Source organism: Stagnihabitans lacustris (assembly GCF_025950525.1).
In the GTDB taxonomy this organism is placed as follows: domain Bacteria; phylum Pseudomonadota; class Alphaproteobacteria; order Rhodobacterales; family Rhodobacteraceae; genus Stagnihabitans.
The window spans coordinates 232323-255680 of the sequence record NZ_JAPDGS010000001.1; the positions used below are offsets into that span (position 1 = coordinate 232323).

26 protein-coding genes are annotated in these 23358 nt (G+C 65.1%); 10 read left to right on the forward strand and 16 right to left on the reverse strand.

The window, feature by feature from the left end:
- The first annotated feature begins 28 nt into the window (after nt 1-28).
- Together rpmG and NX862_RS01145 are read left to right on the forward strand one after the other, a co-directional pair.
- Entirely contained in the window at nt 29-196 is a 168-nt protein-coding gene (gene rpmG / locus NX862_RS01140; protein WP_264492037.1) for a 50S ribosomal protein L33, read from the forward strand.
- Nucleotides 197-263: 67 nt separating this feature from the next.
- Entirely contained in the window at nt 264-782 is a 519-nt protein-coding gene (locus tag NX862_RS01145) for a P-loop NTPase family protein (protein ID WP_264492038.1), read from the forward strand.
- Nucleotides 783-828: 46 nt separating this feature from the next.
- Here the strand turns inward: NX862_RS01145 and NX862_RS01150 are convergent, their stop codons facing one another.
- On the reverse strand, nt 829-1608 hold the full coding sequence (locus tag NX862_RS01150; RefSeq protein WP_264492039.1) for a Bax inhibitor-1/YccA family protein: 780 nt from the start codon (nt 1606-1608) through the stop codon (nt 829-831).
- 106 nt (nt 1609-1714) lie between these two features.
- A complete protein-coding gene (locus tag NX862_RS01155; protein WP_264492040.1) occupies nt 1715-1930 on the reverse strand; it encodes a DUF1127 domain-containing protein in 216 nt (71 codons plus the stop codon).
- Between the two features lie 107 nt (nt 1931-2037).
- Here NX862_RS01155 and NX862_RS01160 point away from each other — a divergent pair, with 107 nt between their 5' ends.
- From NX862_RS01160 to NX862_RS01180, 5 genes are all read left to right on the forward strand, one after another.
- On the forward strand, nt 2038-2922 hold the full coding sequence (locus NX862_RS01160) for a LysR family transcriptional regulator (protein ID WP_264492041.1): 885 nt from the start codon (nt 2038-2040) through the stop codon (nt 2920-2922).
- 285 nt (nt 2923-3207) lie between these two features.
- Complete coding sequence (locus NX862_RS01165; protein WP_264492042.1) at nt 3208-3561, forward strand: helix-turn-helix domain-containing protein; 354 nt, start codon at nt 3208-3210, stop codon at nt 3559-3561.
- 35 nt (nt 3562-3596) lie between these two features.
- Nucleotides 3597-4397: an inositol monophosphatase family protein gene (locus NX862_RS01170; protein WP_264492710.1), complete on the forward strand. Its 801-nt coding sequence runs from the start codon at nt 3597-3599 to the stop codon at nt 4395-4397.
- Nucleotides 4398-4529: 132 nt separating this feature from the next.
- Nucleotides 4530-5858 carry an 8-oxoguanine deaminase gene (locus tag NX862_RS01175; protein ID WP_264492043.1) on the forward strand — a complete coding sequence of 443 codons (1329 nt, stop codon included), beginning with the start codon at nt 4530-4532 and terminating at the stop codon, nt 5856-5858.
- An 11-nt stretch (nt 5859-5869) separates the two neighbouring features.
- On the forward strand, nt 5870-6187 hold the full coding sequence (locus NX862_RS01180) for a ribonuclease E inhibitor RraB (protein ID WP_264492044.1): 318 nt from the start codon (nt 5870-5872) through the stop codon (nt 6185-6187).
- Nucleotides 6188-6211: 24 nt separating this feature from the next.
- On the opposite strand, the gene NX862_RS01185 is transcribed toward NX862_RS01180, so the two are convergent.
- The 8 genes from NX862_RS01185 to NX862_RS01220 all read right to left on the reverse strand — a co-directional run bounded on the left by NX862_RS01185 (nt 6212) and on the right by NX862_RS01220 (nt 15197).
- A complete protein-coding gene (locus NX862_RS01185; RefSeq protein ID WP_264492045.1) occupies nt 6212-7111 on the reverse strand; it encodes an FAD:protein FMN transferase in 900 nt (299 codons plus the stop codon).
- 1 nt (nt 7112) lies between these two features.
- Nucleotides 7113-7655 (reverse strand): nitrous oxide reductase accessory protein NosL, encoded by a 543-nt coding sequence (locus tag NX862_RS01190; protein WP_264492046.1) that lies wholly within the window; start codon nt 7653-7655, stop codon nt 7113-7115.
- The gene (locus NX862_RS01195) at nt 7652-8473 is read right to left on the reverse strand and encodes an ABC transporter permease (protein WP_264492047.1); all 822 of its coding nucleotides are present in this window, start codon (nt 8471-8473) and stop codon (nt 7652-7654) included. Before NX862_RS01195 ends, NX862_RS01190 begins: the two co-directional genes overlap by 4 nt.
- Before the next feature lie 121 nt (nt 8474-8594).
- Nucleotides 8595-9479: an ABC transporter ATP-binding protein gene (locus NX862_RS01200; protein ID WP_264492048.1), complete on the reverse strand. Its 885-nt coding sequence runs from the start codon at nt 9477-9479 to the stop codon at nt 8595-8597.
- Nucleotides 9451-10764: a nitrous oxide reductase family maturation protein NosD gene (locus NX862_RS01205; protein WP_264492049.1), complete on the reverse strand. Its 1314-nt coding sequence runs from the start codon at nt 10762-10764 to the stop codon at nt 9451-9453. Before NX862_RS01205 ends, NX862_RS01200 begins: the two co-directional genes overlap by 29 nt.
- Before the next feature lie 2 nt (nt 10765-10766).
- The gene (nosZ, locus tag NX862_RS01210; protein ID WP_264492050.1) at nt 10767-12701 is read right to left on the reverse strand and encodes a TAT-dependent nitrous-oxide reductase; all 1935 of its coding nucleotides are present in this window, start codon (nt 12699-12701) and stop codon (nt 10767-10769) included.
- Nucleotides 12694-14850 carry a NosR/NirI family protein gene (locus NX862_RS01215; RefSeq protein ID WP_264492051.1) on the reverse strand — a complete coding sequence of 719 codons (2157 nt, stop codon included), beginning with the start codon at nt 14848-14850 and terminating at the stop codon, nt 12694-12696. The genes nosZ and NX862_RS01215 overlap by 8 nt, the downstream gene beginning before the upstream one ends.
- A gap of 8 nt (nt 14851-14858) precedes the next feature.
- Nucleotides 14859-15197, reverse strand: a complete 339-nt coding sequence (locus NX862_RS01220; protein WP_264492052.1) for a hypothetical protein — start codon at nt 15195-15197, stop codon at nt 14859-14861.
- Nucleotides 15198-15354: 157 nt separating this feature from the next.
- Between NX862_RS01220 and NX862_RS01225 the strand changes: the two genes are divergently transcribed.
- Entirely contained in the window at nt 15355-15822 is a 468-nt protein-coding gene (locus NX862_RS01225) for an RrF2 family transcriptional regulator (protein ID WP_264492053.1), read from the forward strand.
- Here the strand turns inward: NX862_RS01225 and NX862_RS01230 are convergent.
- Nucleotides 15807-16229: a MerR family transcriptional regulator gene (locus tag NX862_RS01230; protein WP_264492054.1), complete on the reverse strand. Its 423-nt coding sequence runs from the start codon at nt 16227-16229 to the stop codon at nt 15807-15809. The genes NX862_RS01225 and NX862_RS01230 overlap by 16 nt on opposite strands.
- Nucleotides 16230-16298: 69 nt before the next feature.
- Here NX862_RS01230 and NX862_RS01235 point away from each other — a divergent pair, with 69 nt between their 5' ends.
- Entirely contained in the window at nt 16299-18371 is a 2073-nt protein-coding gene (locus tag NX862_RS01235; protein WP_264492055.1) for a heavy metal translocating P-type ATPase, read from the forward strand.
- 9 nt (nt 18372-18380) lie between these two features.
- On the opposite strand, the gene NX862_RS01240 is transcribed toward NX862_RS01235, so the two are convergent.
- Entirely contained in the window at nt 18381-18539 is a 159-nt protein-coding gene (locus NX862_RS01240) for a hypothetical protein (RefSeq protein ID WP_264492056.1), read from the reverse strand.
- A 70-nt stretch (nt 18540-18609) separates the two neighbouring features.
- A complete protein-coding gene (gene guaD / locus NX862_RS01245; RefSeq protein WP_264492057.1) occupies nt 18610-19872 on the reverse strand; it encodes a guanine deaminase in 1263 nt (420 codons plus the stop codon).
- A gap of 182 nt (nt 19873-20054) precedes the next feature.
- Here guaD and NX862_RS01250 point away from each other — a divergent pair, with 182 nt between their 5' ends.
- A complete protein-coding gene (locus NX862_RS01250; protein WP_264492058.1) occupies nt 20055-20597 on the forward strand; it encodes a 5-formyltetrahydrofolate cyclo-ligase in 543 nt (180 codons plus the stop codon).
- Here the strand turns inward: NX862_RS01250 and NX862_RS01255 are convergent, their stop codons facing one another.
- The 3 genes from NX862_RS01255 to NX862_RS01265 are packed head-to-tail and all read right to left on the reverse strand — an operon-like array spanning nt 20598 to nt 23332.
- Nucleotides 20598-21914, reverse strand: coding sequence for a DUF8689 domain-containing protein (locus tag NX862_RS01255; protein ID WP_264492059.1), 1317 nt, complete (start codon nt 21912-21914; stop codon nt 20598-20600). It abuts the gene before it with no gap.
- A gap of 24 nt (nt 21915-21938) precedes the next feature.
- A complete protein-coding gene (locus NX862_RS01260) occupies nt 21939-22481 on the reverse strand; it encodes an A24 family peptidase (protein ID WP_264492060.1) in 543 nt (180 codons plus the stop codon).
- Nucleotides 22481-23332 (reverse strand): tetratricopeptide repeat protein, encoded by an 852-nt coding sequence (locus NX862_RS01265; protein WP_264492061.1) that lies wholly within the window; start codon nt 23330-23332, stop codon nt 22481-22483. Before NX862_RS01265 ends, NX862_RS01260 begins: the two co-directional genes overlap by 1 nt.
- Nucleotides 23333-23358 lie beyond the last annotated feature (26 nt).

A 23358-nucleotide genomic window follows, 5' to 3' on the forward strand; every position in this document is an offset into this window, starting at 1 on the left:
GGGCTTTCCCGCTGCAGGAGAAACGACTATGGCCAAACCGGCGACGATCAAGATCCGTCTGAACTCGACGGCTGGCACCGGGCACTTCTATGTGACCAAGAAGAACGCTCGGACCATGACCGAGAAGATGACGGTCAACAAGTATGACCCCGTCAAGCGCGAGCATGTCGAATACAAGGAAGGCAAGATCAAGTAAGATCTGCCCCTTTGGGACTGTGCAAGGCCGCTCCTTCTGGGGCGGCTTTTTGCTTTGGAGGCGGTGCATGCGCGTGATGATTGTCGGGCAGCCCGGATCGGGCAAGAGCTGGCTTGCGTCCGAGCTGGCGGGGCGGCTGGGCCTGCCGCTGTATCACATGGATCATATCCATTGGCAGCCCGGCTGGGTCGCGCGGCCCGAGGCCGAGAAGACGGCGCTGGCCCAAGAGATCGAGGCCCAGGAGGCCTGGGTCTTCGAGGGCAATTACAGTCCCACAGTGGCGCATCGGGTGGCGCGGGCGGACCTGGTCATCTGGCTGGACCTGCCGCTGGGGCTGCGGCTTTGGCGGGTCACATGGCGCAAGGTGACGGGCTGGGGGCTTGCCCGCCCCGACATGGCGCCGGGCTGCCCAGAGGGGCTGGGGCCCGAGGCCTGGGCCTTCTATCGCTATATCTGGGATACTAGGTCTACGGGGCGTGCGCGCCTTGCCCTGGTCGTGGGGCTTGCGGGCCCCAAGCTGCGGCACATGACCAACCGCAGGGCCGTGGCGCGGTTCCTGCGCGACCTGGGGGCAAGCGACAAATGAAAAGGCCGGGGTTTCCCCCGGCCTTTCGGTTGCGATGCTGGACCGCTTATTCGTTCTTTTGGCCCAGGAACTGAAGCAGGAAGGTGAAGAGGTTGATGAAGTCCAGATACAGGGTCAGAGCGCCCATGATCGCCGACTTCTCCAGCCATTCTTGGTCGCCGCCACGGGCGTGCTGGACATAGTTCACCTTGATCGCCTGGGTGTCATAGACGGTCAGGCCGGCAAACAGCAGCACCCCGATGAACGAGATGGCGAAGGCCAAGGCGCCCGAACCGAGGAAGATGTTCACGATCGAGGCGACCATCAGCCCGACCACGCCCATCATCAGGAAGGACCCGAAGCCCGACAGGTCACGCTTGGTCGTGTAACCATAGAGGCTGAGCGCCGCGAAGGATGCCGAGGTCGCAAGGAAGGTCGAGGCAATCGAGCCGCCGGTATAGATCAGGAAGATCGAGGACAGCGACACGCCCATCGCCGTGGCGAAGACGTAAAAGAACAGCTGCGCCGCTGCTGCCGACAGGCGGGGCACCGCGGCCGAAAAGCCGAAGACCATGACCAGCGGCAGGAACATCACGACCCATTTCAGGGGCGAGAGATACAGCGCCTCTCCCATGCCCGTCAGATAGGTGCTTGCGCCGATCTGCACCGCCTCGGCCGAGCCGGGAACATCGGTCACCGCAAGGCCCGAAATCGCCCAAGCCGCCGCAGCAGTCACCAGCATGCCCACGGACATCGTGCCGTAGACCTTGTTCATATGCGCCCGCAGGCCCGCGTCGATGGCAAGGCCGGCACTGGCGCCGTAAGTCCGCGTCTGAAAGTCAGCCATTTTTTCCTCTGTCTGTCACAAGGGCCGGGACTGCCGGCCACTTGAAACAACATATCGGAAGGCTTGGTGGCGATTTCAAGGATGACATCGGCCGCACACGCCGATTTCAGCGCTTTTGCCAGTGGTCGGGGGCGTCCCACAGCGGGCGCGTCGCCTCGCGTCGGGCCTCTTCGGCGGTCAGGCCGATGTCACGCAACATATGCGCGTCAAGTGCGGCCAGGCCCTTGCGGCTTTGGTGCAGAGCAAGGGCGCGGGCGATGATGTGCCAGAAGCGGCGGCGGGTGGCTAGGCGGCGGGCACGCAAGCGCAGCGCGAGTTCCATCACAAATCCTGATGCAAAGGGTGGTTCCATCTGTCTTGCAGATGATGCGCCTTTCTGCGACACAACGGAAATGAATGAATGTGCAAAGATGAATCAGGATTTGTGATATGCCGCGCAATCTGGACCTGACCGCGCTGCGGTCCTTCGTGACCATCGTGGACGCCGGCGGGGTGACGCGGGCGGCCGGGTTCCTGAACCTGACGCAATCGGCGGTCTCGATGCAGATGCGGCGGCTGGAGGACGGCTTGGGGGTGAAGCTTTTGGACCGGTCGTCGCGCAAGCTGGCGCCGACGGCGGCGGGCGAGCAGCTGTTGTCCTATGCGCGGCGGATGCTGGCGCTGAATGATCAGGTTTACGGCCTGTTGACCCATGCGCAGTTCGAGGGCGAATTGACGCTGGGCGTGCCCCATGACATCGTTTATCCGGCCATTCCTCAGGTTCTTCAACGCTTTGCGGTCGAGTTTCCCAAGGTCAAGGTGCGGCTTTTGTCCTCGTTCACCCGCATCCTGAAAGAGCAGTTCGGGCGTGGAGAGGCGGATATCATCCTGACCACCGAAGACGGCGTCGATCAGGGCGGCGAAAGCCTGACCGAGCTGCAGCTTGTCTGGGTGGGGGCGCCGGGGGGGCAGGCCTGGCGGCAAAGGCCACTGCCGCTGGCCTATGAACAGCGCTGCATCTTTCGCCAGGCCGTCCAGCAGCGGCTGGATGCGCAGGGCATTTCCTGGACCCTGGCCGTGGACAGCGACAACACCCGCACCGTCGAAGCCACGGTCAGCGCCGATCTGGCCGTCCACACCGTGCTGGAGGGCACCGAGCCCCGCCATGTCGAGCGCATCGCCCATGGCGGCGCCTTGCCCGAACTGGGGCGGCTGAAGATCAACCTGTATCAGGGTCACGTGCCCAGCCCGGCGGTCGATTGCTTGGCGCAGCTGATCCGGGCGGCCTATGCCCACCGCCGGGCTCTGCCGAAGGAAGAGTTGGCTTTCGCCTAGGGGTGGAATCATTGCATAATGCAAAGGTTGACCCAGGGGAAATTTGCAAAATGCATTGCAAAATGGAACTCTCCCCAAGGGAGAGTGGCGCGGCGTTCAAAACCCCCTGCGGCGATTTGGACAGTTCTGTGGGGCTTTCTTGTGCAGCCGTGCAATTCACCCTGTTCTAAAAGACAGGGGGTGGATGCGATAAACCGCTTGGTTGCACCCTTGTCGCCCATGGCGCGAGTTTGGCATGAAACTTGCTTATACATTTGTGGGGACGGTAGAGAGTCAGGAGCACCAATGAAGCACCCGGTTGACGCCCATGTGGGCAAACGTATTCGCCATCGGCGCTGGATGGTCGGTATCACGCAACAACAACTGGCCGAAAAGGTCGGGATCAAATTCCAGCAGGTCCAGAAGTATGAAACCGGGATGAACCGGGTTTCGGCCTCGCGTCTGTGGGACATCGCCGAGACTTTGGGCGTGTCGATCAGCTTTTTCTTCGAAGGGCTGGCTGGCGCCGAGGCCGCGCAGGCCAATGACATGATGAACGACAAAGAGGCCGCCGAACTGGTGCGGTCCTATTATGCGATCCCCGAGGCGCAGCGCCGCCGCCTGTTCGATCTGGCCCGGGTTCTGTCCGAGGCTGCTTGACCGATACCCTGACGCCCTCTATCGCCGGGGAAGCGATGGAGGGTGGCATGGACAAAGCCTTGGCGGATGACCTGATGAGCGTGGCCGATGCGCTGGCCGATGCGGCGCGCGAGGCCACGCTTTTGCATTTCCGCACCGATCTGACGGCGGACAACAAAGAGGCCGACCGGTTCGACCCGGTCACGGTGGCCGACCGCCTGTCCGAAACAAGGATGCGCGAGATCCTGGCCGCGCGCCGGCCGCATGACGGCATCCTGGGCGAGGAATTCGGGACGACCGAGGGGACTTCGGGCCTGACCTGGGTGCTGGACCCTATCGACGGGACGCGGTCCTATCTGTCCGGCACGCCGACCTGGGGCGTGCTGATCGCGGTCATGGATGCCACGGGGCCGATTTATGGCCTGATCGACCAACCTTACATCGGCGAACGGTTCATGGGCGGCCTGGGGCGCGCTGAACTGACCGGCCCTCTGGGGCGTCGGGTGCTGAAGACCCGCACCGCCCGGCCGCTTTCGGACGCAATCTTGTTCACCACATTCCCCGAGGTTGGCACCTTGGCTGAACGCGCCGCCTTTGACCGCGTGAAGGCGGGGGCCAAGCTGACCCGCTATGGCACCGATTGCTATGCCTATGGGCTGATTGCGGCGGGGCAGATCGACTTGGTGATCGAGGCGGGCTTGCAGGCCTATGACGTCCAGGGCCCGATTGCCGTGATCGAGGCCGCGGGCGGCGTCGTCACCAACTGGGAGGGCGGCAAGGCCCATATGGGGGGCCGTGTGCTGGCGGCGGCCAATCCCACGATCCATGCCGAGGCGCTGGCGCTGTTGAACGCCTGATTGCGCGAAACTGTTTTCGCGCCCCGGCCCTTTGCGGCGCGGGGGATTTCTGGTAGGGTTCCGCGGCGCGAGTCCTTGCCCCTTCTGTCGCGCCACGGACCCAAACACCGAAGGGGGTGAAAGGGTCCCCTCATGTCCAACGAAATCCTGATCCGCGGTGGCCTGGTCCTGACCATGGACCAAGGCGTTGAATTCACAGGCGATATCCTGATCCGGGGCGGCGTGATCGTGGCCCGCGGGCAGGGGCTGACAACGCGGGGCCGGGTGGTGCAGGCCTCGGGCTGTGTGGTGACGCCGGGGCTCGTGAACACCCACCACCACCTGTATCAGACCCTGACGCGGGCGGTTCCGGGCGGTCAGGATGCGCTTTTGTTCGGCTGGCTGAAGACGCTTTATCCGATCTGGGCGCGCTTCGGCCCCGATGAGATCTTTACCTCGACCCAAATTGGCCTGGCGGAACTGGCGCTGTCGGGCTGCACGCTGACCAGCGACCACCTGTATCTTTACCCCAACGGGGCGCGGCTGGATGATTCCATCGCGGCGGCAGCAGAGGTCGGCTTGCGCTTTCACCCGACCCGCGGCGCCATGAGCATCGGTGAAAGCCGCGGTGGCCTGCCGCCCGACAGCCTGGTCGAAGAGGAACCCGCGATCCTAGAGGACATGATCCGCCTGGTCGATGCCCATCATGATGCCTCTGATGGGGCGATGCTGCGCGTCGGTCTGGCGCCCTGTTCGCCCTTCAGCGTGACCCGCGACCTGATGCGTCAGACGGCGCTTCTGGCGCGCGACAAGGGGGTCATGCTGCACACCCATCTGGCCGAAAATGACGAGGACGTGGCCTATTCCCTGGCGCAGTTCGGCTGCCGTCCGGGCCAATATGCCGAAGACCTGGGCTGGACCGGAGAGGATGTCTGGCACGCCCATTGCGTGAAGCTTGATTATTCGGAAAGTGCAATGTTTGCCCGGTCAGGCACCGGAATTGCCCATTGTCCATGTTCGAATTGTCGCCTTGGGTCCGGCATCGCGCCGATCCGTCGGATGCGGGATCAGGGGGTGAAAGTCGGTCTTGGCGTTGATGGATCGGCCAGCAATGACCAGGGCAACCTGATGGCCGAAGCACGCCAGGCCATGCTGTTGCAACGCGTCAGCCTGGGCGCCGATGCCATGTCCGCGCGTGAGGCTTTGGAGATCGCGACGCTGGGGGGCGCGCGGGTTCTGGGCCGTCCCGACTGCGGCATGATCGCCCCGGGCAAGCGCGCCGACCTTGCGATCTGGGATGTCTCGGGCGTGGAAAGTGCGGGCTCTTGGGACCCGGCGGCGCTGGTGCTGGCGGGGCCGTCCCGGGTGCGCGACCTGTTCGTCGAGGGGCGGCAGGTCGTGGGGTCCGGCCATATGCTGACCATCGACCTGCCCCGCGTCGTCGAACGGCAAAACCTTCTGGCCCGCCGGCTGGCCTCGTGATAGCCAAAGCCATGCGCCATAATTTCGAAGCCCAACGCCGCGAGACCTTTGACACCTTCCGCGACATGCCGAAGGGGCAGAGGCTGCCCGACCGCGCCCCGGTCGATTTCCTGTTCCTGCCCGAAGAGGACGACGCCCGTTACGACGCGCTGTCCAAGGCCCTGCGCGCCAAGGGCTTTGACGTGACGCGCGACGATGACCTTTTGGTCGCCACGCAGACCGTCCAGATCAAACCCGAAGCGATCTGGGAGGCGGAACGCACAGCCACCGAAATCGCCCTGGGCTTTGACTTTTACCCCGACGGTTGGGACCTGGGCGTCGAGGAATGAGCGACGCAGAGTTAACCGCCCGGATCAGGCCAGATGCTCTAGCCTGACACCGGCAAAGGCACCCAGCGCCGTCGTGATCCCTGTGCGTGATGTCATCAGGCAAGCCGCCGTCGACAGCGCATCGGCCAATCCCGCAGACGGCGCCGTCACCGAAATCAGCGCCCAGGGCGAGGCCGCGGGCAAACCGGTCCGCGGCGACAGGATATGGCCCGTCCGCCCCGCCGCATCAAACGTCGTCCCCAACGCCGAAGAGCTTGCCAGCGCGCGGTCGGTCAAGGCGACCGTGCCGCCCGCCGCCAGCTGCACCGGCCAGGGCGCGCCATCGGCCTGGGGCCCAAGCGCGCGCAGCTCTCCGGTGTCGATCAGCACGTGACGCAGCCCGCGCGCCTGCAACAGCGCCGCGACCTTGTCGGCGACAAAGCCTTGCGCCACGCCGTTCAGGGTCAGCGCCATCCCGGGACGCAGCCACACCGCGGTTTCGTCGAAGGCCACCTTCTCCCAGCCGACAAGGTCCAGAGCCCGCGTGATATCAACGGCTTGCGGTGCATGACCCGCGGCATGGCTTTCGGCATAGGTGGCCCACAGCGGCTGGATCGTGGGATCAAACAGCCCCGAGGTCGCGCGGTAAACACTGTCGCAAAGCGCCAGACACTCCAGCAGTTCAAAGGGCGGCGCGTCCAGGCGACCGCTGCGGTTCAGCCGAACCAAGGCGCTGTCCTGGTAAAGCGAAAAGATCCGCTCCAGCCGGGCGATCTCGGCCACGGCCTCGGCGGTGATGGCGTCGGCCTTGGGGTGGTCGATCCGGATGCGCGCCCGGGCGCCCAGGGCCGTGCCCTGCCAGCCCTGGGCCAGAACCGGGCTGGCCGCAAGCGCTGCGGTGATCGTCAGAAAGCGGCGACGGGTCAAGGGATGCGGGGTCAGCATGTCATTGGCTTTCGGTTGCGGATTTCAGGCGGGCGGCGAAGTCTTCGGCATCGCCCGGGGCTGCGGGCTCGTCCGAGGCCAGGGCCTCGGTCGGGATATCGGCCAGGGCAAGGACCTGCCCGCCGTTCCGCGTGGCAAAGTCGCGGGCGGCTGCGGCATCGGCAAAGGGGATGAATTCGGGCTGATCCATGCCGCCCAACCGGTGCGAGCCCACGACATAGGCCGCCTTGTCCGCGGCAATCCAGTCCGCCTGGGTCGGGTCGTTCCAATCGGCGCCGCCCATGTCGGTGACATAGGTCGCGACGATGGCGCCGTCCTTTTCCGGCATCCGCAGATAGGCCACCGCATCGCGCACCTGGCTGAAAAACAGCGGCTTGCCGGGAAAGACATCCAGGTGGACCTGCGCCTTGGGCCCGCCATGGTCCAGGATGTTCATCTGGCAGAAAAAGCCCACCGTCTCGGCGTTCAGGGCGACGGGGTCGGGAAGCGGAGCCTCCTCTTGGCAGGCGGCAAGCAGGATCAGGGACAGCAAAATCCGTTTCATGGCAACACCTTGCGGAAAGAGATCAGGGCCAGGGCAAAGGCCAGCGCGGGCCAAAGCGCGACAGAGAGGGCCGACCACAGCACCGGCACGGCGCCCGCCGCAGCCGAGACCCCTGCCGCCGCCGCCGTCGCCTGCGAGGCCGACAGGTTGTAAAGCCGGAAGGCATCGGCGGGGTTGGCCAACAGCGTCAGGGGGAAGACCTGCAGGGTAAAGGCTCCGCCATTGTCGGCCACCACCGCGGCCAAAAGCCCCAGGTCATACAGGACGACGGCCACCAGCCAAAGCCCGATCGCCAGCCCCGCCGCACCCGAGGGCCTGCGCGCCCGGGCCGAAATCGCATAGCCCAGCCCCAGGAAGGTCGCGCCAAGGGCCACCGAACTGAGTGTCAGGCGGATCAGTGCGGGCAGGCCCTGCGCCGCCTGGCCGTCCAGCGCAAAGGCCAGCCCCCCCGCCGCGCCAAAGCCCGCCACCAGCGCCAGCGTCAGGATGCCCAGATGCGCCAGCGCCTTGCCCGCCAGAAGCTGCGCGCGCGAGACGGGATAGGTCAGGATCAGCGGCAGGGTGCCGCGCTCGACCTCGCCCGCCACGGCGTCAAACGACATGAGCAGCGCCATCAGCGGCACCAGATAGACCGACAGGCTGGTGAGGCTTGCCACCGTCACCGACAGCCGGTCGACGCCAAGGCTGCCCGTGGGGCCAGAGCCCGCCGCCGACAGGACCAGGGCGAACAGCATCATGAGGCCGACCGCGATGGCCAGCCAGCGGTTGCGGATGCCGATGCGGAACTCGGCCAGGGCAAGGGCGAGGATGGCGGTCATGGGACGCTCCTTTGGGGGCAGGATGGGCGATGCAACGCCGGGCGGGATGCGGTGAAAGGCCGCGGTCCCGAGGGCCTGACTTGGGGGGCGGTCTTTGGTCGGGCTGGGCGATGCGGGGCCCTCATTGGCCGTCCCTCTTGCTGAAATGGCTGTAGATATCCTCCAGCGAGGGGGGGATGACGTCGACATCGGCGACCTTGGGACCCAGGGCCGCGATCCGGGCCAGGTTGGTCAGCTTTTGGTTGGCGGGGCAGGACAGCACCAGCTTTTCGCCCACCCTCTCGGCCTGGGGCAGATGGGTCGCCAGGCACCCGCCCTGACCCGTGGCCGGGGTCACGACCAGGGCCACAGGCAAGCCCGCCTCGTGGCGCAGACCCTCCATCGAGCCCTGGGCCACCAGCCGCCCGCCCGACAGGATGACGATGCGGTCGGTGCGCGCCTCGACCTCGGTCAGGGCATGGGAGGACAGCAGAATGGACGCGCCCTCGGCCGAAAGCCCGTCCAAGAGCGCATAGAAATCCCGCCGCGAGACCGGGTCCAGGCCCGAGGTCGGCTCGTCCAGGATCAACAGCCTGGGGTGGCCGATCAGCGCCTGTGCAAGGCCGACGCGCTGGCGCATCCCCTTGGAATAGGTGCCGATCCGGCGCGAGGCCGCGTCATGCAGGCCGACGCGCGCCAACAGGTCGCGCGCCTGCCGCGGGGGTTCGCCGCGCACCGAAAGGAACAGGCGGATCTGTTCCTCTCCGGTCAGGGCGGGGTGAAAGGCCACGTTTTCCGGCAGATAGGCGACGCCCTGACGAGACGCCCCGGGGGCGGCGCCCAGCACGCTGACCGTGCCGCCGTCAAAGGGGATCAGCCCCAGGACGATCTTCATCAGCGTGGATTTCCCCGCGCCGTTATGGCCCAAAAGCGCCACCCTTTCGCCCGGGGCGACCGAAAATGTCACCCCGTCCAAGGCCTTGGCCCCGCCATAGGTCTTAGTCAGTTTCTGCAGTTTCAGCGTCACGGCTTTGGTCCTTTTGCCAGCGGTCGCCCACAAGGGCCGCCGCCTTGGCCCATTCCGGGGCCAGGGGGATTTCAAGAGGCGCCATCAGCGGATGGCTGTCGAGTATCCCGCCGGGGAGCGTGGCGGGGAAGCTTTCCTGGCTCCAGCGGATCAACTGGACGGCGGGCGAGCCGATCAAAAGCCCGGCCGCGGGCTGCGACCACAGGATATGGTCCATCATGTCATTCGGGCGAAAGGCCTGGTCGGCCAAGCCGTCGCCGTTCAGGTCAAAGGCCGCAAGGTCGGACCAGAAGTTGCCACGACCCTCAAGGCTCCATTCCAGATCGCGGGTGCCGACGTATTTCACCTGATTGCGGTTGGCCACAAAGGCATTGCTCGTCACGGCATTGCGCGCCGAACCCGCCGTGTAATGGATGCCAATGCCACAGCCCTGGAACCGGTTGCCCGCGATCAGGTTCTTGTTCGCGTCATAAAGAAAGGTGCATTTGGCCGCGCCCACCACCAGATTGCCGGTGATGTCGCTTTCGTTGGTCGAGTTCACCATGACCCCGTGATCCCGGTCGTTCACCGAGATATTGCCGCGCACCTTCACCCGGCGCGAATACATCAACGCAAAGCCCAGGTGATTGCCAATCGAGATATTATCCTCGATCACGCTGTCATTCGTATACATGTAGTGGATCGCAAAGCGCAGATCGCGAAATGTATTGCGGCGGAAGGTGTCCTTTTTCGACGCGTTGGAAAAGATCCCGTCGCGGCCATAGCGGACGTCGTTGTCCTCGATCACCACGCCCGGCGCGTTCCAGACATAGAACCCGTTGCCGCGTTCGATCATGTGCAGGTCCTGGCGCCCTGTGATCACATTGCGCCGCGCCACCGCATCCACCGCGCCGTGAAAGTCGACGCCGTGCAGGTTGTCGGTCAGGATGCAATCCTCGATCACCGTGCGCGCCACGCCCTTGGGCACTTTGATGCCCGCGTCGATCTCTTCGTCGCGCGTGCCAGAGGCCCGGACCGTCAGGCCGCGGATCGTCACGTCATCGGCCGTCACCAGCAGAACCGTGCCGACATGGCCGCCGTCGATCACCGCCCCCGCGCCTTGCAGGGTCAGCGGTTTGTCGATGACGGCGGGGCCATAGACCCCCGCCGTCAAGGTCAGCACATCACCGGGGGCCGCCGCCTGAATGGCGGCCCCCAGCGTCTCCGCTCCGGGCAGGACAGAAATTTCCTTTGCCTGCAACGGCGTGGCAAGCAAAAGCAGCAAAAGAACCCGGGGCGGAACCATGATCACACCTTCGGGTTCACGAACATCCGGCCGCGCATCTCCATATGCAGCGCGTGGCAGAACCACTGGCAGTAATACCAGTAGACCCCGGGATTGGCGGCCACAAAGGTGACAGAGGCGGTCGCCTGCGGCCCGATCTCCATCGCCACGCCATGCCCGCCCATCGTGAAGCCATGGGTCAGGTCGTCGATGTCATCCAGGTTGGTGACGATCACCGTCACCTCGTCGCCCTCGGTGACGTCGAATTGCTCCAAGGCAAAGGCCGGGGCCTGGCTGGAGATATAGACCCGCACCTTGGTCGGATCGGCCTTGTCGCGGATGACCATGTCCTGCCAGTCGTCCAGGTTCACGCCGTCGGCTTCGGCCTGCGCCCGGGTCTCGGCCCACATGATGTCTTTGCGATCCCAGACCGACTTGATGTTGCCCATCTTGGAGGCATGGACCGCGATGGCATCATGGGGTTCGGCAAAGTTCGGGCCGTCGTGGATGACCTTCATCTTGTCGCCGGAAATGTCGATCAGCTGATCGTTTTCCGGCTTCAGGGGACCGACGTTCAGGAACCGGTCCTTGCTGAATTTGCACAGGCAGACCAGCCACTTGCCGTCCGCCTCCAGCGTTTCCCCCATCGAGGTCTTCAGGTGGCCGGGCTGATATTGCACATCCACCTTGTCCAGGATCGGATCGACCTTTTCACCGGCATAAAGCCGCTTGGCGAGGTCGATGTTCCACTTCACCACCTGGCTGTCCAAAAACAGCGAGGTAAAGACATTGCCCTGGCCGTCAAAGGCATTGTGCAAGGGGCCAAGGCCCAGTTCGGGTTCCGCCACGATGACCGACCGCGGATCGGCGTCCGAGTTGAACAGCGTGTCCAGCTTGGTCACGTCAATCACCGACACGGTGGGCGAAAGCTTCCCGCCGATGCACAGGTGGACCTTGTCGGGCGCCATGTTGCAGCCGTGGGGGTTGTTGGCGATGGGGATGTAACGGGTGAACTGGCTTTTCGCCTCTTTCCGCCCGTCCAGCACCTTGGCGCCGTTCAGCTCCTGGAACTGACCGGCCGCGATGGCCGCCTCGATCTCGGCGATGTTGAAGACGACGACATGGTCCATGTCCGCCGCCGTCATCTCGGCGGTGTTCATCCCCATTTCCGAGTTATACGAGGTCGAAAACGCCCATTTCCCCTCGTAATCCGCGTCGGTGTTGTCCAGGTTGCCCGAGACGATCACTTGCCACGCCACGTCCCATTTGTCGGCATCGACCGCGGTGAAGATGTTCACATAGGTCGACACGTCCTTCAGGGTCTTGCCGTCGTTGACCAGCGGGCTTTCGTCCTCGCCGTTGCAGAAGACATAGTTGCTGCGCGGCCACTTTTGGGGGCGAAGCCCGTGGATCGCATGGGCGTTGGGGATTTCCAGGATGGCGTCGCATTTCATCACATCGCCACGGACGCGGGCCACACGGGTGTTGGCCTTGTCGTTCATATACAGGTAACGGCCGTCGTATTTGCCCTCGGTGAAGGACATGTGGACATGGTGCAGGTCGCCGTTGTCATGGACCTTTTTGCCATTCGCGGCCAAAAGCTTTTTGGTCCCTTCGGACATGCTGCGCTGATGGATGCGGATGGATTCGTTGGTGATCCCCCAGCCTGTGGCGGAACAGCGGTTGAAGACCGGAACCCGCATCAGTTCCCGCATGGACGGGATGCCCAGGATGCGCATTTCGCCGGACTGGCCACTGGACCAAAAGCCGTAATATTCGTCCAGCATCCCCGGGGCGACGTTGAAGCTGCCCTCTTCGGCCTGCGCGGCACTGGCGGTCAGCGCCGCAACACCGGCGCCGCCAAGCGCCAGGCGCGAGCCGAAGGCGCCGGCAAGCGCCGCTCCGGTCGCCGTGGCGCCCAGAAGGCCGCGGCGAGAGATTCCTTTGCTGTCAGACATGTTCTTGTCCTTTCACGTTGGGGTGGTTTTTCAGGGTCGCCGGGTCGCGCGATGCAGGGTTTTGAACGACGGCGGCGCGGCGTTTGTCTTGCCGGATGACGACCGGGCATTTCGTGTGGCTTTGGTAAAGCACCTGGCAATTCAGGCAGTTGACGCATTCGTTCGGGTTGATTTCTCCGGTCGGATGGATCGCCTGAACGGGGCAGTCATTGGCGCAGGTCTGACAGGGCGAACCGCACTCGTGATAGCGCTTCAGCCAGTCGAACATCCGCATCCGCGCAGGGATGGCGAGGGCGCCGCCCAGCGGGCAGAGGTATCGGCAGTAGAACCGTTCGACGAACAGCCCCGCCGCCAACAGCGCCAGCACATAGGCCACAAAGGGCCAGGCGCGGACGAATTTCAGGATGATGGCGGTCTTGAAGGGCTCGATCTCGGCCAGGTGTTCGGCCTGTTCGATGGACGCCAAAGACACGCCGAAAAGCCCAAGGAAGATCATGTATTTCAACGGCCACAGGCGTTCGTGCAGGCCCCAGGGCAGGGTCCATTGCGGGATATGCAACGCGCGGGCAATCCGGTTGGTCAGCTCTTGCAGCGCGCCAAAGGGGCAAAGCCAGCCGCAATAGGCGCCGCGGCCCCAGAAGATCAGGCTGGCCGCGACGGCGAACCACAGGATGAAGGTCAGCGGGTCCAGAAGGAAGGCTTGCCAGCTGAAGCCCTGGGTCAGCGCGCCAAACAGCGCCATGAGGTTGACGACCGACAGCTGGGCATTGGCGTAAAAGCCCAGGAAAACCAGCGTGACCGTCAGGTAAGACATGCGGAACCACAGGAAAGCCCGGGCGTGCCGCGTCGCATAACCTTGAAAGAAGAAGACCAGCGTCAGGACGGCCAGCATGGCGGCCAGGCCTGCGATCTCGACCGTTTTGCCGGCCCAGATCTTTTTCCACAGGTCGGCTTGGGCGGCATCCTCGGAGCCGGGCTCTGCGACAAGGGGGGCCTGAACCTGAAGGGGTTTCAGGTAATGGTCGGGCAGTTGATAGGCCAGGTCAAAGGTGATGAAGGCCTTTTCCGTCGCCCCCACAGCCCGTTGCACCAGAAGTTGCAGGCGGAAGGGTTTGGCGGGGTCAAAGGCGGGATCGGAGATGCGGAACAGGTCGGTCTCGGTGAAATCCGGCGCGCCGGGCGCCATCGCCACCAGCCGCTTGTGGTCGCGGTCATGGAAGCGGACGGTCACGTCATCCTGGACCAGCACGATCCGGTCAAAGATGCCGCCGCGCACATAGCCCGACCCTTTGAAGGAATAAAGCCCGCCCGCCGCAATCGCCACGGCGCTTTCGCCGGGCTTCAACCAGGTGGTCAGGTTCGTGGCCTCTGCCGCGCCCAAAACCGCCTTGGCAATCGCGGGCTGCGACACCAGCGCCAGTTCCATGTCGATAAAGGCGGTCTCGGGCGGCTCCGTCAGGGGGCGTTGGCCCGCGCGGGGGTCTGGCAGCGCCGCAAAAGCCGCGTTCACCTGACCCACATCCAGCGACAGCTTGCGGATCGTGCCGTCGCCCTCCAGCGCCTGCCACCCCGTCGGAGCCTCGGCCATGGGGTCAATCTCGGCCCGCGGACCGGCGGCGACCTGAACCGTCAGGCCGCCAAGCCCCAGCGCCCGCGCCACCTTGACCCCCGAGCGCAGGATGGAATCGTCGATCACCATGACCGTGACCGTCGCGCCCGAGATGATGTCCAGCTTGTGACCCGACCCGTTGTCATTGGCCTCGGCCACCATGTCCATGCCGATGTAACTGTCCGCCAGGGCCGTCACCTTGGCCTCGGGGATGCCGATGAGGACAATGGGTTCCGAGTGTTTGACCAGTTTGACACCGGTCACATGGGCGGTCAGGTCCAGCGCCATCATCACATGGATGGGCTTGCCCGAATAACCCGTCGTGCCGACGAAATCGCTGGTGACAAAGGCCCAGCCGACCTGCGTGTCGCCCTTCAACACCGGGGCGACGGCCAGGTCATCGCGGATCGGGCCGAAGCCATCGGCGCCCGCCACAAGGTCGGAGGCCGCCATCTTGGGCAGGAATTTCGCCAGGACGCTTTCGGCATGAACCGGAAGCGCAAGCAGCAGAAGGCAAAGGGAAAGGCGGATCAGGGTCATGATGGGTCTCAGGTCCCGAAGGGCGGCGCGCGGGCGCGGCGCTGGGGTTGGGGGGCGGGAAGGGCAAGGGCCGCGGGGTCGGAACGCAGCCGCAGGCCGCGTCCGGCGGGCAAGGCGGGCCCGGGCGGCGGGGTCAAAAGCGCGACCTGCGGTCCAAGCGCTTGGTCGCAATGGGCGCAGGGCTTGACCGGGGCGCCCTGCGCATCCAGCCAGATCACGCCGTCATGGCCGCAGGCCTGAACCGCCGTCACCGGCGCGCCCGGGCAGATCACGGGCCGCACACCGGCCAGGCCGAGCAAAAGGCTCAGGCACAGGCACAGGAAAAGGGGCAGGGGGCAACGGGTCATGGACCCTGCCTAGGGCCAAAGACAGGGGGGCTCCTTGATTTGGGTCAAATGTAATATCCTTTTTGTGCCGCGCTTCGGCCGCCTTGCCGAAATGCCGCAGGAGGCCGCCCTTGACCTGCGACATGAAAGCTTCATCTTGGCGCCAAGGAGACCCCGGATGCGCCTGACCAGTTTCACCGATTACGCCTTGCGCCTGCTGATCTATGCGGCGGGCCACACCGCGGACCGGGTCACAATCGAAGAGGCCGCAGCCTATTTCGCCATCTCGCATGGGCATCTGAAAAAGGTGGTGCTTGCCCTGTCGCGGGCCGGGTTCCTGGCCTCGATGAAGGGGCGCAAGGGGGGATTCGCGCTGGCCCGCCCGCCGCATGAGATCAACATCGCCGATGTCGTCCTGGCCACCGAGCCGGATTTCGGCCTGTTCGAGTGCTTTTTGACCGGCAACGCGTGCCGCATCTCGCGGCCCTGCCGGTTGCCCAACCTGGCCACCGAGGCGCTTGAGGCCTTCATCGCCACGCTGCGCAAATACACCCTGGCCGATGCTGTCGTCCGGCCCGAGTTCTTTGCCCAGCCCCCCGCCGCCGCCAGCCAGCCGCGCCGTGGTCCGCGTCAGATGGCGGTGTGATCGGCCGCGCATTGGGCGTGATCGCCAAGGACCTCGATCACCCGGCAATCGGCGATGCGCCCGCCCGCACATTGCGCCACCATGCGCTGCAGCTCTGATTTCAACGCCAAAAGCCGGGACAGGCGGCTGTCGACCTCGGCCAGCTGTGCCCTTGCGATGGCATCGGCCTCGGCGCAGGATTGGTCGGGGCGGTCCGACAGGCTGAGAAGGTCGCGGATCGCCTCAAGCCCGAAGCCCAGGTCGCGCGCGTGGCGGATGAAGGCCAGCCGCTCCAGCGCCTTTGTGCCGTAAAGCCGCTGGTTGCCCTGGCTGCGTTCGGCTTCGGGCAAAAGGCCGATCTGTTCGTAATAGCGGATCGTGGGGACCTTGACCCGCGTCCGCGCGCTAAGCTTGCCGATGGAGAGCATGAAACCCCCTTGTACCTCTAGTCCCTATAGGGATTACGACAGCGACTCAGTCAGATCAAGGAGCATGTGATGGCAGGCAAAGACAGGCGGGAATGGCGGGTGACGGGGATGGATTGCGCCGCCTGCGTGACCAAGGTGACGCGGGCGCTGGCGCCTTTGCCGGGGGTCAGCGGGGTCGATGTGGCGCTGATGGCCGAGCGGCTGACGCTGCAGCTGGCGCCCGGCACGACCCCGCCCGAGGTGATCGAGGCGCGGGTGAAGGCGCTGGGCTATGGCATCGCGGCCAAGGCGGCGCCGCAGGGGGAGGACCCCTGGTATCGGACGGGGAAGGGGCGCCTCGTGGTGGTCTCGGGCCTGGTTCTGGTGCTGGCCTGGGGCCTGGCCTGGCTGATGCCGCAGGTGGCGACCGGGGCCTTTGCGCTGGCCTGCCTGATCGGCCTTGCCCCCGTGGCGCGGCGCGCGGCGGTGGCGCTGTGGATGGGCCAGCCCTTCACCATCGAAAGCCTGATGACGCTGGCCGCGCTGGGGGCGCTGTGGATCGGGGCGGCGGAAGAGGCGGCCCTCGTCGTCTTTCTCTTTGCGGTGGGCGAGGTGCTGGAGGGGCTGGCCACGGCCAAGGCCCGCGACGGCATCCGCGCGCTGGTGGCTTTGGTCCCCAAGACGGCCTGGGTCGAGGCGGGGGGCTTGCACGAAGTTCCCGCCGCAGCCCTGCAGATTGGCCAGGTCATCCTGGTCCGTCCCGGCGACCGCATCCCCGCCGATGGCACCATCCTTGAGGGCGTCTCGGGCGTCGATGAAAGCCCGGTCACGGGCGAGAGCCTTCCGCGGTTGCGCGCCCCGGGCGATGCGGTCTTTGCCGGGTCCATCAACACCGAGGCCGCCTTGCGGATCACCGTGACGCGGGGGGCCGAGGACAACACCATCGCCCGCATCATCCGCCTTGTGTCCGAGGCCGAAGAGTCCCGCGCCCCGACCGAACGCTTCATCGACCGGTTCAGCCGGTGGTATATGCCTGCAATCGTTGGGCTTTCCGCCCTGGTCGTGATTTTGCCGCCCCTGGCCCTTGGCGCAGATTGGCAGGTCTGGACCTATCGCGGCCTGGCGCTTTTGCTGATCGGTTGCCCCTGCGCGCTGGTGATCTCGGTCCCGGCCTCGGTGGCTTCGGCCCTGTCCAGCGGGGCGCGGCGCGGTCTGTTGTTGAAGGGCGGCGCGGCGGTCGAGGCGGCGGCGGGCGTGCGCTCCATCGCCTTTGACAAGACCGGCACGCTGACCGAAGGCCATCCGCGCGTGACCGATGTCGTCGCGTTCGGCCCCTCCTCCGAGGCCGAGATCCTGACCCTGGCCGCCGCGGTCGAGGCGGGGTCGGGCCATCCGCTGGCCCGGGCGATCTTGCAGCGCGCCGCGGGGTTGGCCCTGCCGCAGGCGCAGGCCGCGCGGGCCTGGCCGGGGCGCGGGGTCACGGCCATGGTCGGCGGGGTCGAGGTCGCAGTGACCGCCCCGCAGCACGTCCCCGACCTTGGCGCCCATCAAGCCGTGGTGGCGGCGCTGGAGGCCGAGGGCAAGACGACCGTCGTCGTTCTGCGCGCCGGTGTGGCCTTGGGGCTGATCGCGATGCAAGACAGCCTGCGCCCGGATGCGCGCGCCGCGATGGATCGGCTGCGCGGGCTGGGGCTGGTGCCCATCATGCTGACGGGCGACAATCCGCGGACGGCTGCGGCCATGGCGGGCGCCCTGGGCATCGACTTTCGCGCCGGACTGCTGCCCGAGGATAAGTTGGCCCATATCCGCGGAATGGAGGCGGTGATGATGGTCGGCGACGGGATCAACGACGCGCCCGCGCTGAAACAGGCGCGGATCGGGGTGGCGATGGGTTCGGGTAGCGATGTCGCGCTAGAGACGGCAGAAGCGGCGATCCTGCGCGACCGGGTGGGCGATGTTGCGGGCCTGGTGGAGTTGGCGCGCGCGACGATGGCCAATATCCGGCAGAATGTCGCCCTGGCGCTGGGGTTGAAGGCGGTGTTCCTGGTGACTTCGATCCTGGGGCTGACCGGGCTTTGGCTGGCGATCCTGGCAGATACCGGGGCCACGGTCCTGGTGACGCTGAACGCGCTGCGCCTGTTGCGGTTCGACCCGAAGGACTAGGCCGCAGGGTCAGACACCGCGGGCGGTGAAATCGACCGGGATCACCTTGCCCTCGGGGGCAAGGGCGTCCATGACCCGGCGCAGCTGTTCGACCGTTCGGCCCCAGCCCCGCGCGGTGGCATCGGTTTCCACCCGGGTCAAAAGCTCTCGCAACGCGCTTGGTTCCATGATGCCCCCATCTGTTTCCCCATCGTAACCGGGCGTTGGTTAACAAAGGGTTAGGGCGCAGGCGGACCGGTCAGCGGCAGGTTCCGCCGATCCAGACCGCCCGGATGGCGCGGTCGTCGCCCAGCATGATCGTCGGAAAGACCTGCTCCCACAGGTCTTCCGCCCGGCGTGTCGCCTGTTCGATGGCCGGAGTGGACTTCAGGTTCACCACGACCAAGTCGGCCTCCAGCCCCGGGGCGATGTTGCCCACCTGACCCTCGGCCCGCAGCGCCCGTGCGCTTCCGCAAGTCGCCAGCCACCACAGCTGCGACGGATGCAGCGCCTGACCGCGCAGCTGCGCCACCTCATAGGCCGCGGCCATGGTCCGCAGCATCGAAAAGCTTGAGCCGCCGCCGGTATCGGTCGCAAGCCCCACCCGCAGCCGCGTCGCAAGCCCCATGTCGAAAAGCCCCGAGCCGATGAAGGTGTTGGACGTCGGGCAATGGACCAGCGCCGCCCCCGCCTCTTCCAGCCGGGCGCGTTCGCGGGGCGTCAGGTGGATCGCGTGGCCATAGACCGCGCCTTCACGCAGCAGGCCTTGCGCCTCGTAAGTGTCCAGATAATCGCGGCTTTGCGGGAAAAGCGCGCGGACCCAGGCGATCTCGTCGGTCTGTTCGGACAGGTGGGTTTGCATCAGGCACGCGGGGTTCTCGTGCCACAGCGCCCCCAGCGCCTGCAGCTGTTCCGGCGTCGAGGTTGGCGAAAACCGCGGTGTGATCACATAGGACAGCCGGTCGACCCCATGCCATTTCTGCAACAGCGCCTTGCTGTCGTCATAGGCGCTTTGGGCGGTGTCGCGCAGCCCCTCGGGCGCGTTGCGGTCCATGCAGGTCTTGCCGGTCCAGGCGCGCAGACCCCGCGTCCGGGCGGCATGGAAAAACGCATCCACCGACCCCGGATGGATCGTCGCATAGGAACACATTGACGTCGTGCCATGCGCCAGCGCCAGATCCATGTAGCGGCCCGCGACATCCCCAGCATAGGCCGGGTCGGCGAACCGCATTTCCTCGGGGAAGGTATAGGTGTTCAGCCAGTCGATCAGCCGCTTGCCCCAGCTTGCGATGATGGCGGTCTGCGGGTAGTGGACATGGGCGTCGATGAACCCGGCCGAGATCAGGTCGCCGCCATAATCGGTCACGCGGGCCGTTGGATGCGCGCGCGACATGGCGTCAAAGGCGCCCACCGCCAGAACGCGGCCCCGGTCGATCACGACGGCCTCGTCCAGACGCGGGCCCCCCCCCGCAAAGGGGTCGCCGTCAAAGGAAAGCACCTGTCCTTTCAACAAATCGGCCATGGCATCTCCTGTGTGTCGCTTTGCGCAGTTTAGGCGTCGGCGGTGGTGGGGTAAATTTCTGCAGCCCCCTTGTTTAAAAGAAACAGCTTTCTGTAAGCTGCAGGCAATGGCTGATCGGAATTTCTGCCGGAATTTCGATCATCAGAGGCCGCGCATTTGGGCGCGGACGGGGGACGGGCAGGATGGACGAGATAAAGGCAGCCGCGCGAAAGGACGCTTTCGCCCGGCGCAAAGAGGCCTATTCCCGGGGGCAGGGTCAGGCGGCCGAGCTGTTGGCCGATGTGCTGGCAGAGTTCGGGACCCTGACGCTGTCGGGTTACATGCCGATGCGGACCGAGATCGACCCTTTGCCCGCCATGGCGCGCCATCGCGGCCCGGTGGGGGTGCCGGTGATTCTGGCGCCCGCGACGCCGCTGCGGTTTCGGCTGTGGACGCCGGATGCCACGATGGTGACGGGCGATTTCGGCGCGCTGATCCCCGCGGATGGCCCCTGGATCGAGCCGCAGGTGATGATCGCTCCGCTGTTGTCCTTTGACGCGCGGGGCTACCGCCTGGGCTATGGCGGCGGGTTTTATGACCGCACCGTCCAGGCCCTGCGCGCCCGCCACAAGGTCACGGTGATCGGTTTCGCCTTTGCCGCGCAAGAGGTGGACGAGGTGCCGATTGACCAACACGACGAAAAGCTGGACGCGATTGTGACCGAAGCGGGCGTGCGCTGGTTCTGATTACTTGGCGATCTTTTCGTCGCGCACGAACATGTTGCCCCAGGCGCGGTCGATCAGGTCGGGGGTCATCTGATAGGGGATGCCCTCGAACTCGCAAATCGCGATCATCTGGTCGATGAGAAACACCGGCTGGTAGTTCGCGAAGTTGTTGTTGATCGTCGGATACTTGACCTTCAGCAGGTGCAAAAGCGCGGTTTCATCCAGCGGCATCTTTTTCTTGCGCGCGACCATGGCGAAGATCTTCAGGAAATTGTCCTGGCTGGGCCCGTCGATCTTGATCTTGAAGAAGATCCGCCGCAGCGCCGCGCCGTCGAAAATCTCGTTCGGGTGGAAGTTGGTCGAGAAAATCACAAGCGTGTCGAAGGGCACCGTGAACTTCTCGCCCGACTGCAGGGAAAGGATGTCGCGGCTTTCTTCCAGCGGCACGATCCAGCGGTTGACCAGCTTTTGCGGCGGCTCTGCCTGACGGCCCAAGTCGTCGACGATGAAAATCCCGCCCGAGGATTTCAGCTGCAAGGGCGCCTGATAGGTCCGCGCCACGGGGTTGTATTTCAGGTCCAGCATGTCCAGCGAAAGTTCCCCCCCGGTGATCACCGAAGGCCGGTCGCACATGACATAGCGGTTGTCGAAACGCGGGCCTGACCGGCGCAGGGAGTTCGGGTCATCTACCGCCTCGACTGCGGCGGAATGGACGATCGGGTCATAGACCGTGATGATCTGGCCGGAATATTCGATGGCGCGGGGGATATAGACCTTGTCGCCCAAAGCGGCCCGGATGCCGTTGGAAATACTGGATTTCCCGTTGCCGGGTGGGCCATACATCAGGATGGACCGCCCCGAACCGACGGCAGGCCCCAGGTTGCCGATCAGGTCGTCGGGCAGGATCAGATGGCCCATGCCCTTCATCAGATTGTCGCGCGTGATCTTCATGTTGCGCACGGACTGGCGCTTGACCTGGGTTGTATAGCTGTCCAGCGGCACCGGCATGGCGCCATAATATTCCGACTGCGACAGCGCGTCCAAAGCCCGCGCCTTGCCGCCATCGGTCAGTTGATAGCCCATCTCGCCGCCGGAATTGGCGTGCAGCGTGCCGGTCGCCTCCAACAGACGCTGCTGGCGCGCCATGTCCACAAGCTCTTGGATCAGGGGCACCGGCAGGCAGATCACACGCGACAGGGCCGAGACCAGGTCCAGGTTCATCCGGAACATGGTCTTGAGCAGCAGATCGCGCATCATCACCGTGGAAATCCCGACCTCGTCCAGCGTTTTGGGCTGCGAGGGAGGAATGACGCCCTGGGGCGGGACCTGCATGTTCATCGGGGGCTCCTGATATGGCCTGCCTTAATTACCCGCCAAAAGTGACGAAATAGGAGCGATCAGAAGGTAAAAGTTCAACATTCCCGCCAAAGCCAATCCCATCGGGAATTTGTGATGCGTCCACGAGGCCCAATCGGGCGTCGCGCGGCGCATGGCGGGGATGGCGCGCAGGATGCGGTGCAAGACAAAGGCCGCCAGCAGCGAGGCGGCCAAAAGCCCGGTCCAAAGCCGCAGGTCGGCATAAAGGAAGAAGGGCGCCATGGCCGCGCCGAACTTGCTGTCGCCGGCGCCCATCAGGTTCAGCATATTCGCGATGAACAGCACGACCAGGACCGCGATGCCCAGGGCGGTGCCCAGGCCCCAATCGGTCAGCGTCATGCCAGGCAGGCCCTGCGACAGGGACACGACCAGCCCCAGGCCGACAAGGACCCAGACCGCGACCAACGCCAGCACGGCCCGGTTCGGGATCTTCATCGCCCGCATGTCGTTCAAGGCGACCCAAAGGCCGATGAACAGGGTGAAGGGCAAAAAGACCAGGGACAGGGTGACGGATTGCATCAAAGCCATTAACGGCCCTCCAGCGCTGCGAGGCTGCGGGCGGCCTCTTCGAAATAGGTTGGGGCGGTGTCGACGGCCTCTTGCAAGAGCCGCTTGCCGGTCGTCGTATCGCCCTGTTTCACGGCGGCAAGCCCGGCGGTATACAGAAGCTTGGCCTTTTCGTCCTGGGTCATGGCGATCACCGGCAGCTCGTATTTGCGCTGCATGGCGCGCGACATCACCAGGTTGTTCTTGGCGGTGAACATCGAGCTGTCATAGGTCAGGGCCTGCAGGAACAGCTTTTCCGCCCCCGGGCCATCGCCCCGGGTCAGTTTCGAAAAGCCCCAGTTGTTCAGGATGCTTTGTGGTTTGTTGGTCAGACCCACGGCGACCGAATAAAAGCTGTCGGCCTTTTTCCAGTCCTTTTTGCTGTCGGCCACCATGGCCTCCAGCCTGTAGCGTTCATAGGTTTCGACCGTGGGGGGGATCGCGTTCAAGACCCCCTCGGCCTTGCCCCATTCGTTTGACCGGATCAGCACATCGGCCAGCGCAAGCCGGTCGTCGTCGGTCGCCTCGGGGGTAGAGAGGATATCCCCCAGCGTCCCCGTCGCCTCGGCATAAAGGCCCGCGCGCGATTGGCTGCGGGCCAGACCCCGCTTCAGGTCGATCTTGTCGGGGCTGACGGCAAGGGCGTTCTTGAAATAGTTCACCGCTTCCATCGGGTCGGCGACGGTCAGCATGATATCGGTCAGGTTGGATTGGTCGACGGCCTGAGCCTCGGCCACGGCGCGGTCGGCCTGCGCGCGGCTGACGCCTTTCTGACAGCCTGCCAGAAGACCCGTGCCCAGAAGGCACAGGATCACAAGGTTGGGGTGGCGCATTTTGCGTCCTTTTGCTGCTCGAATCC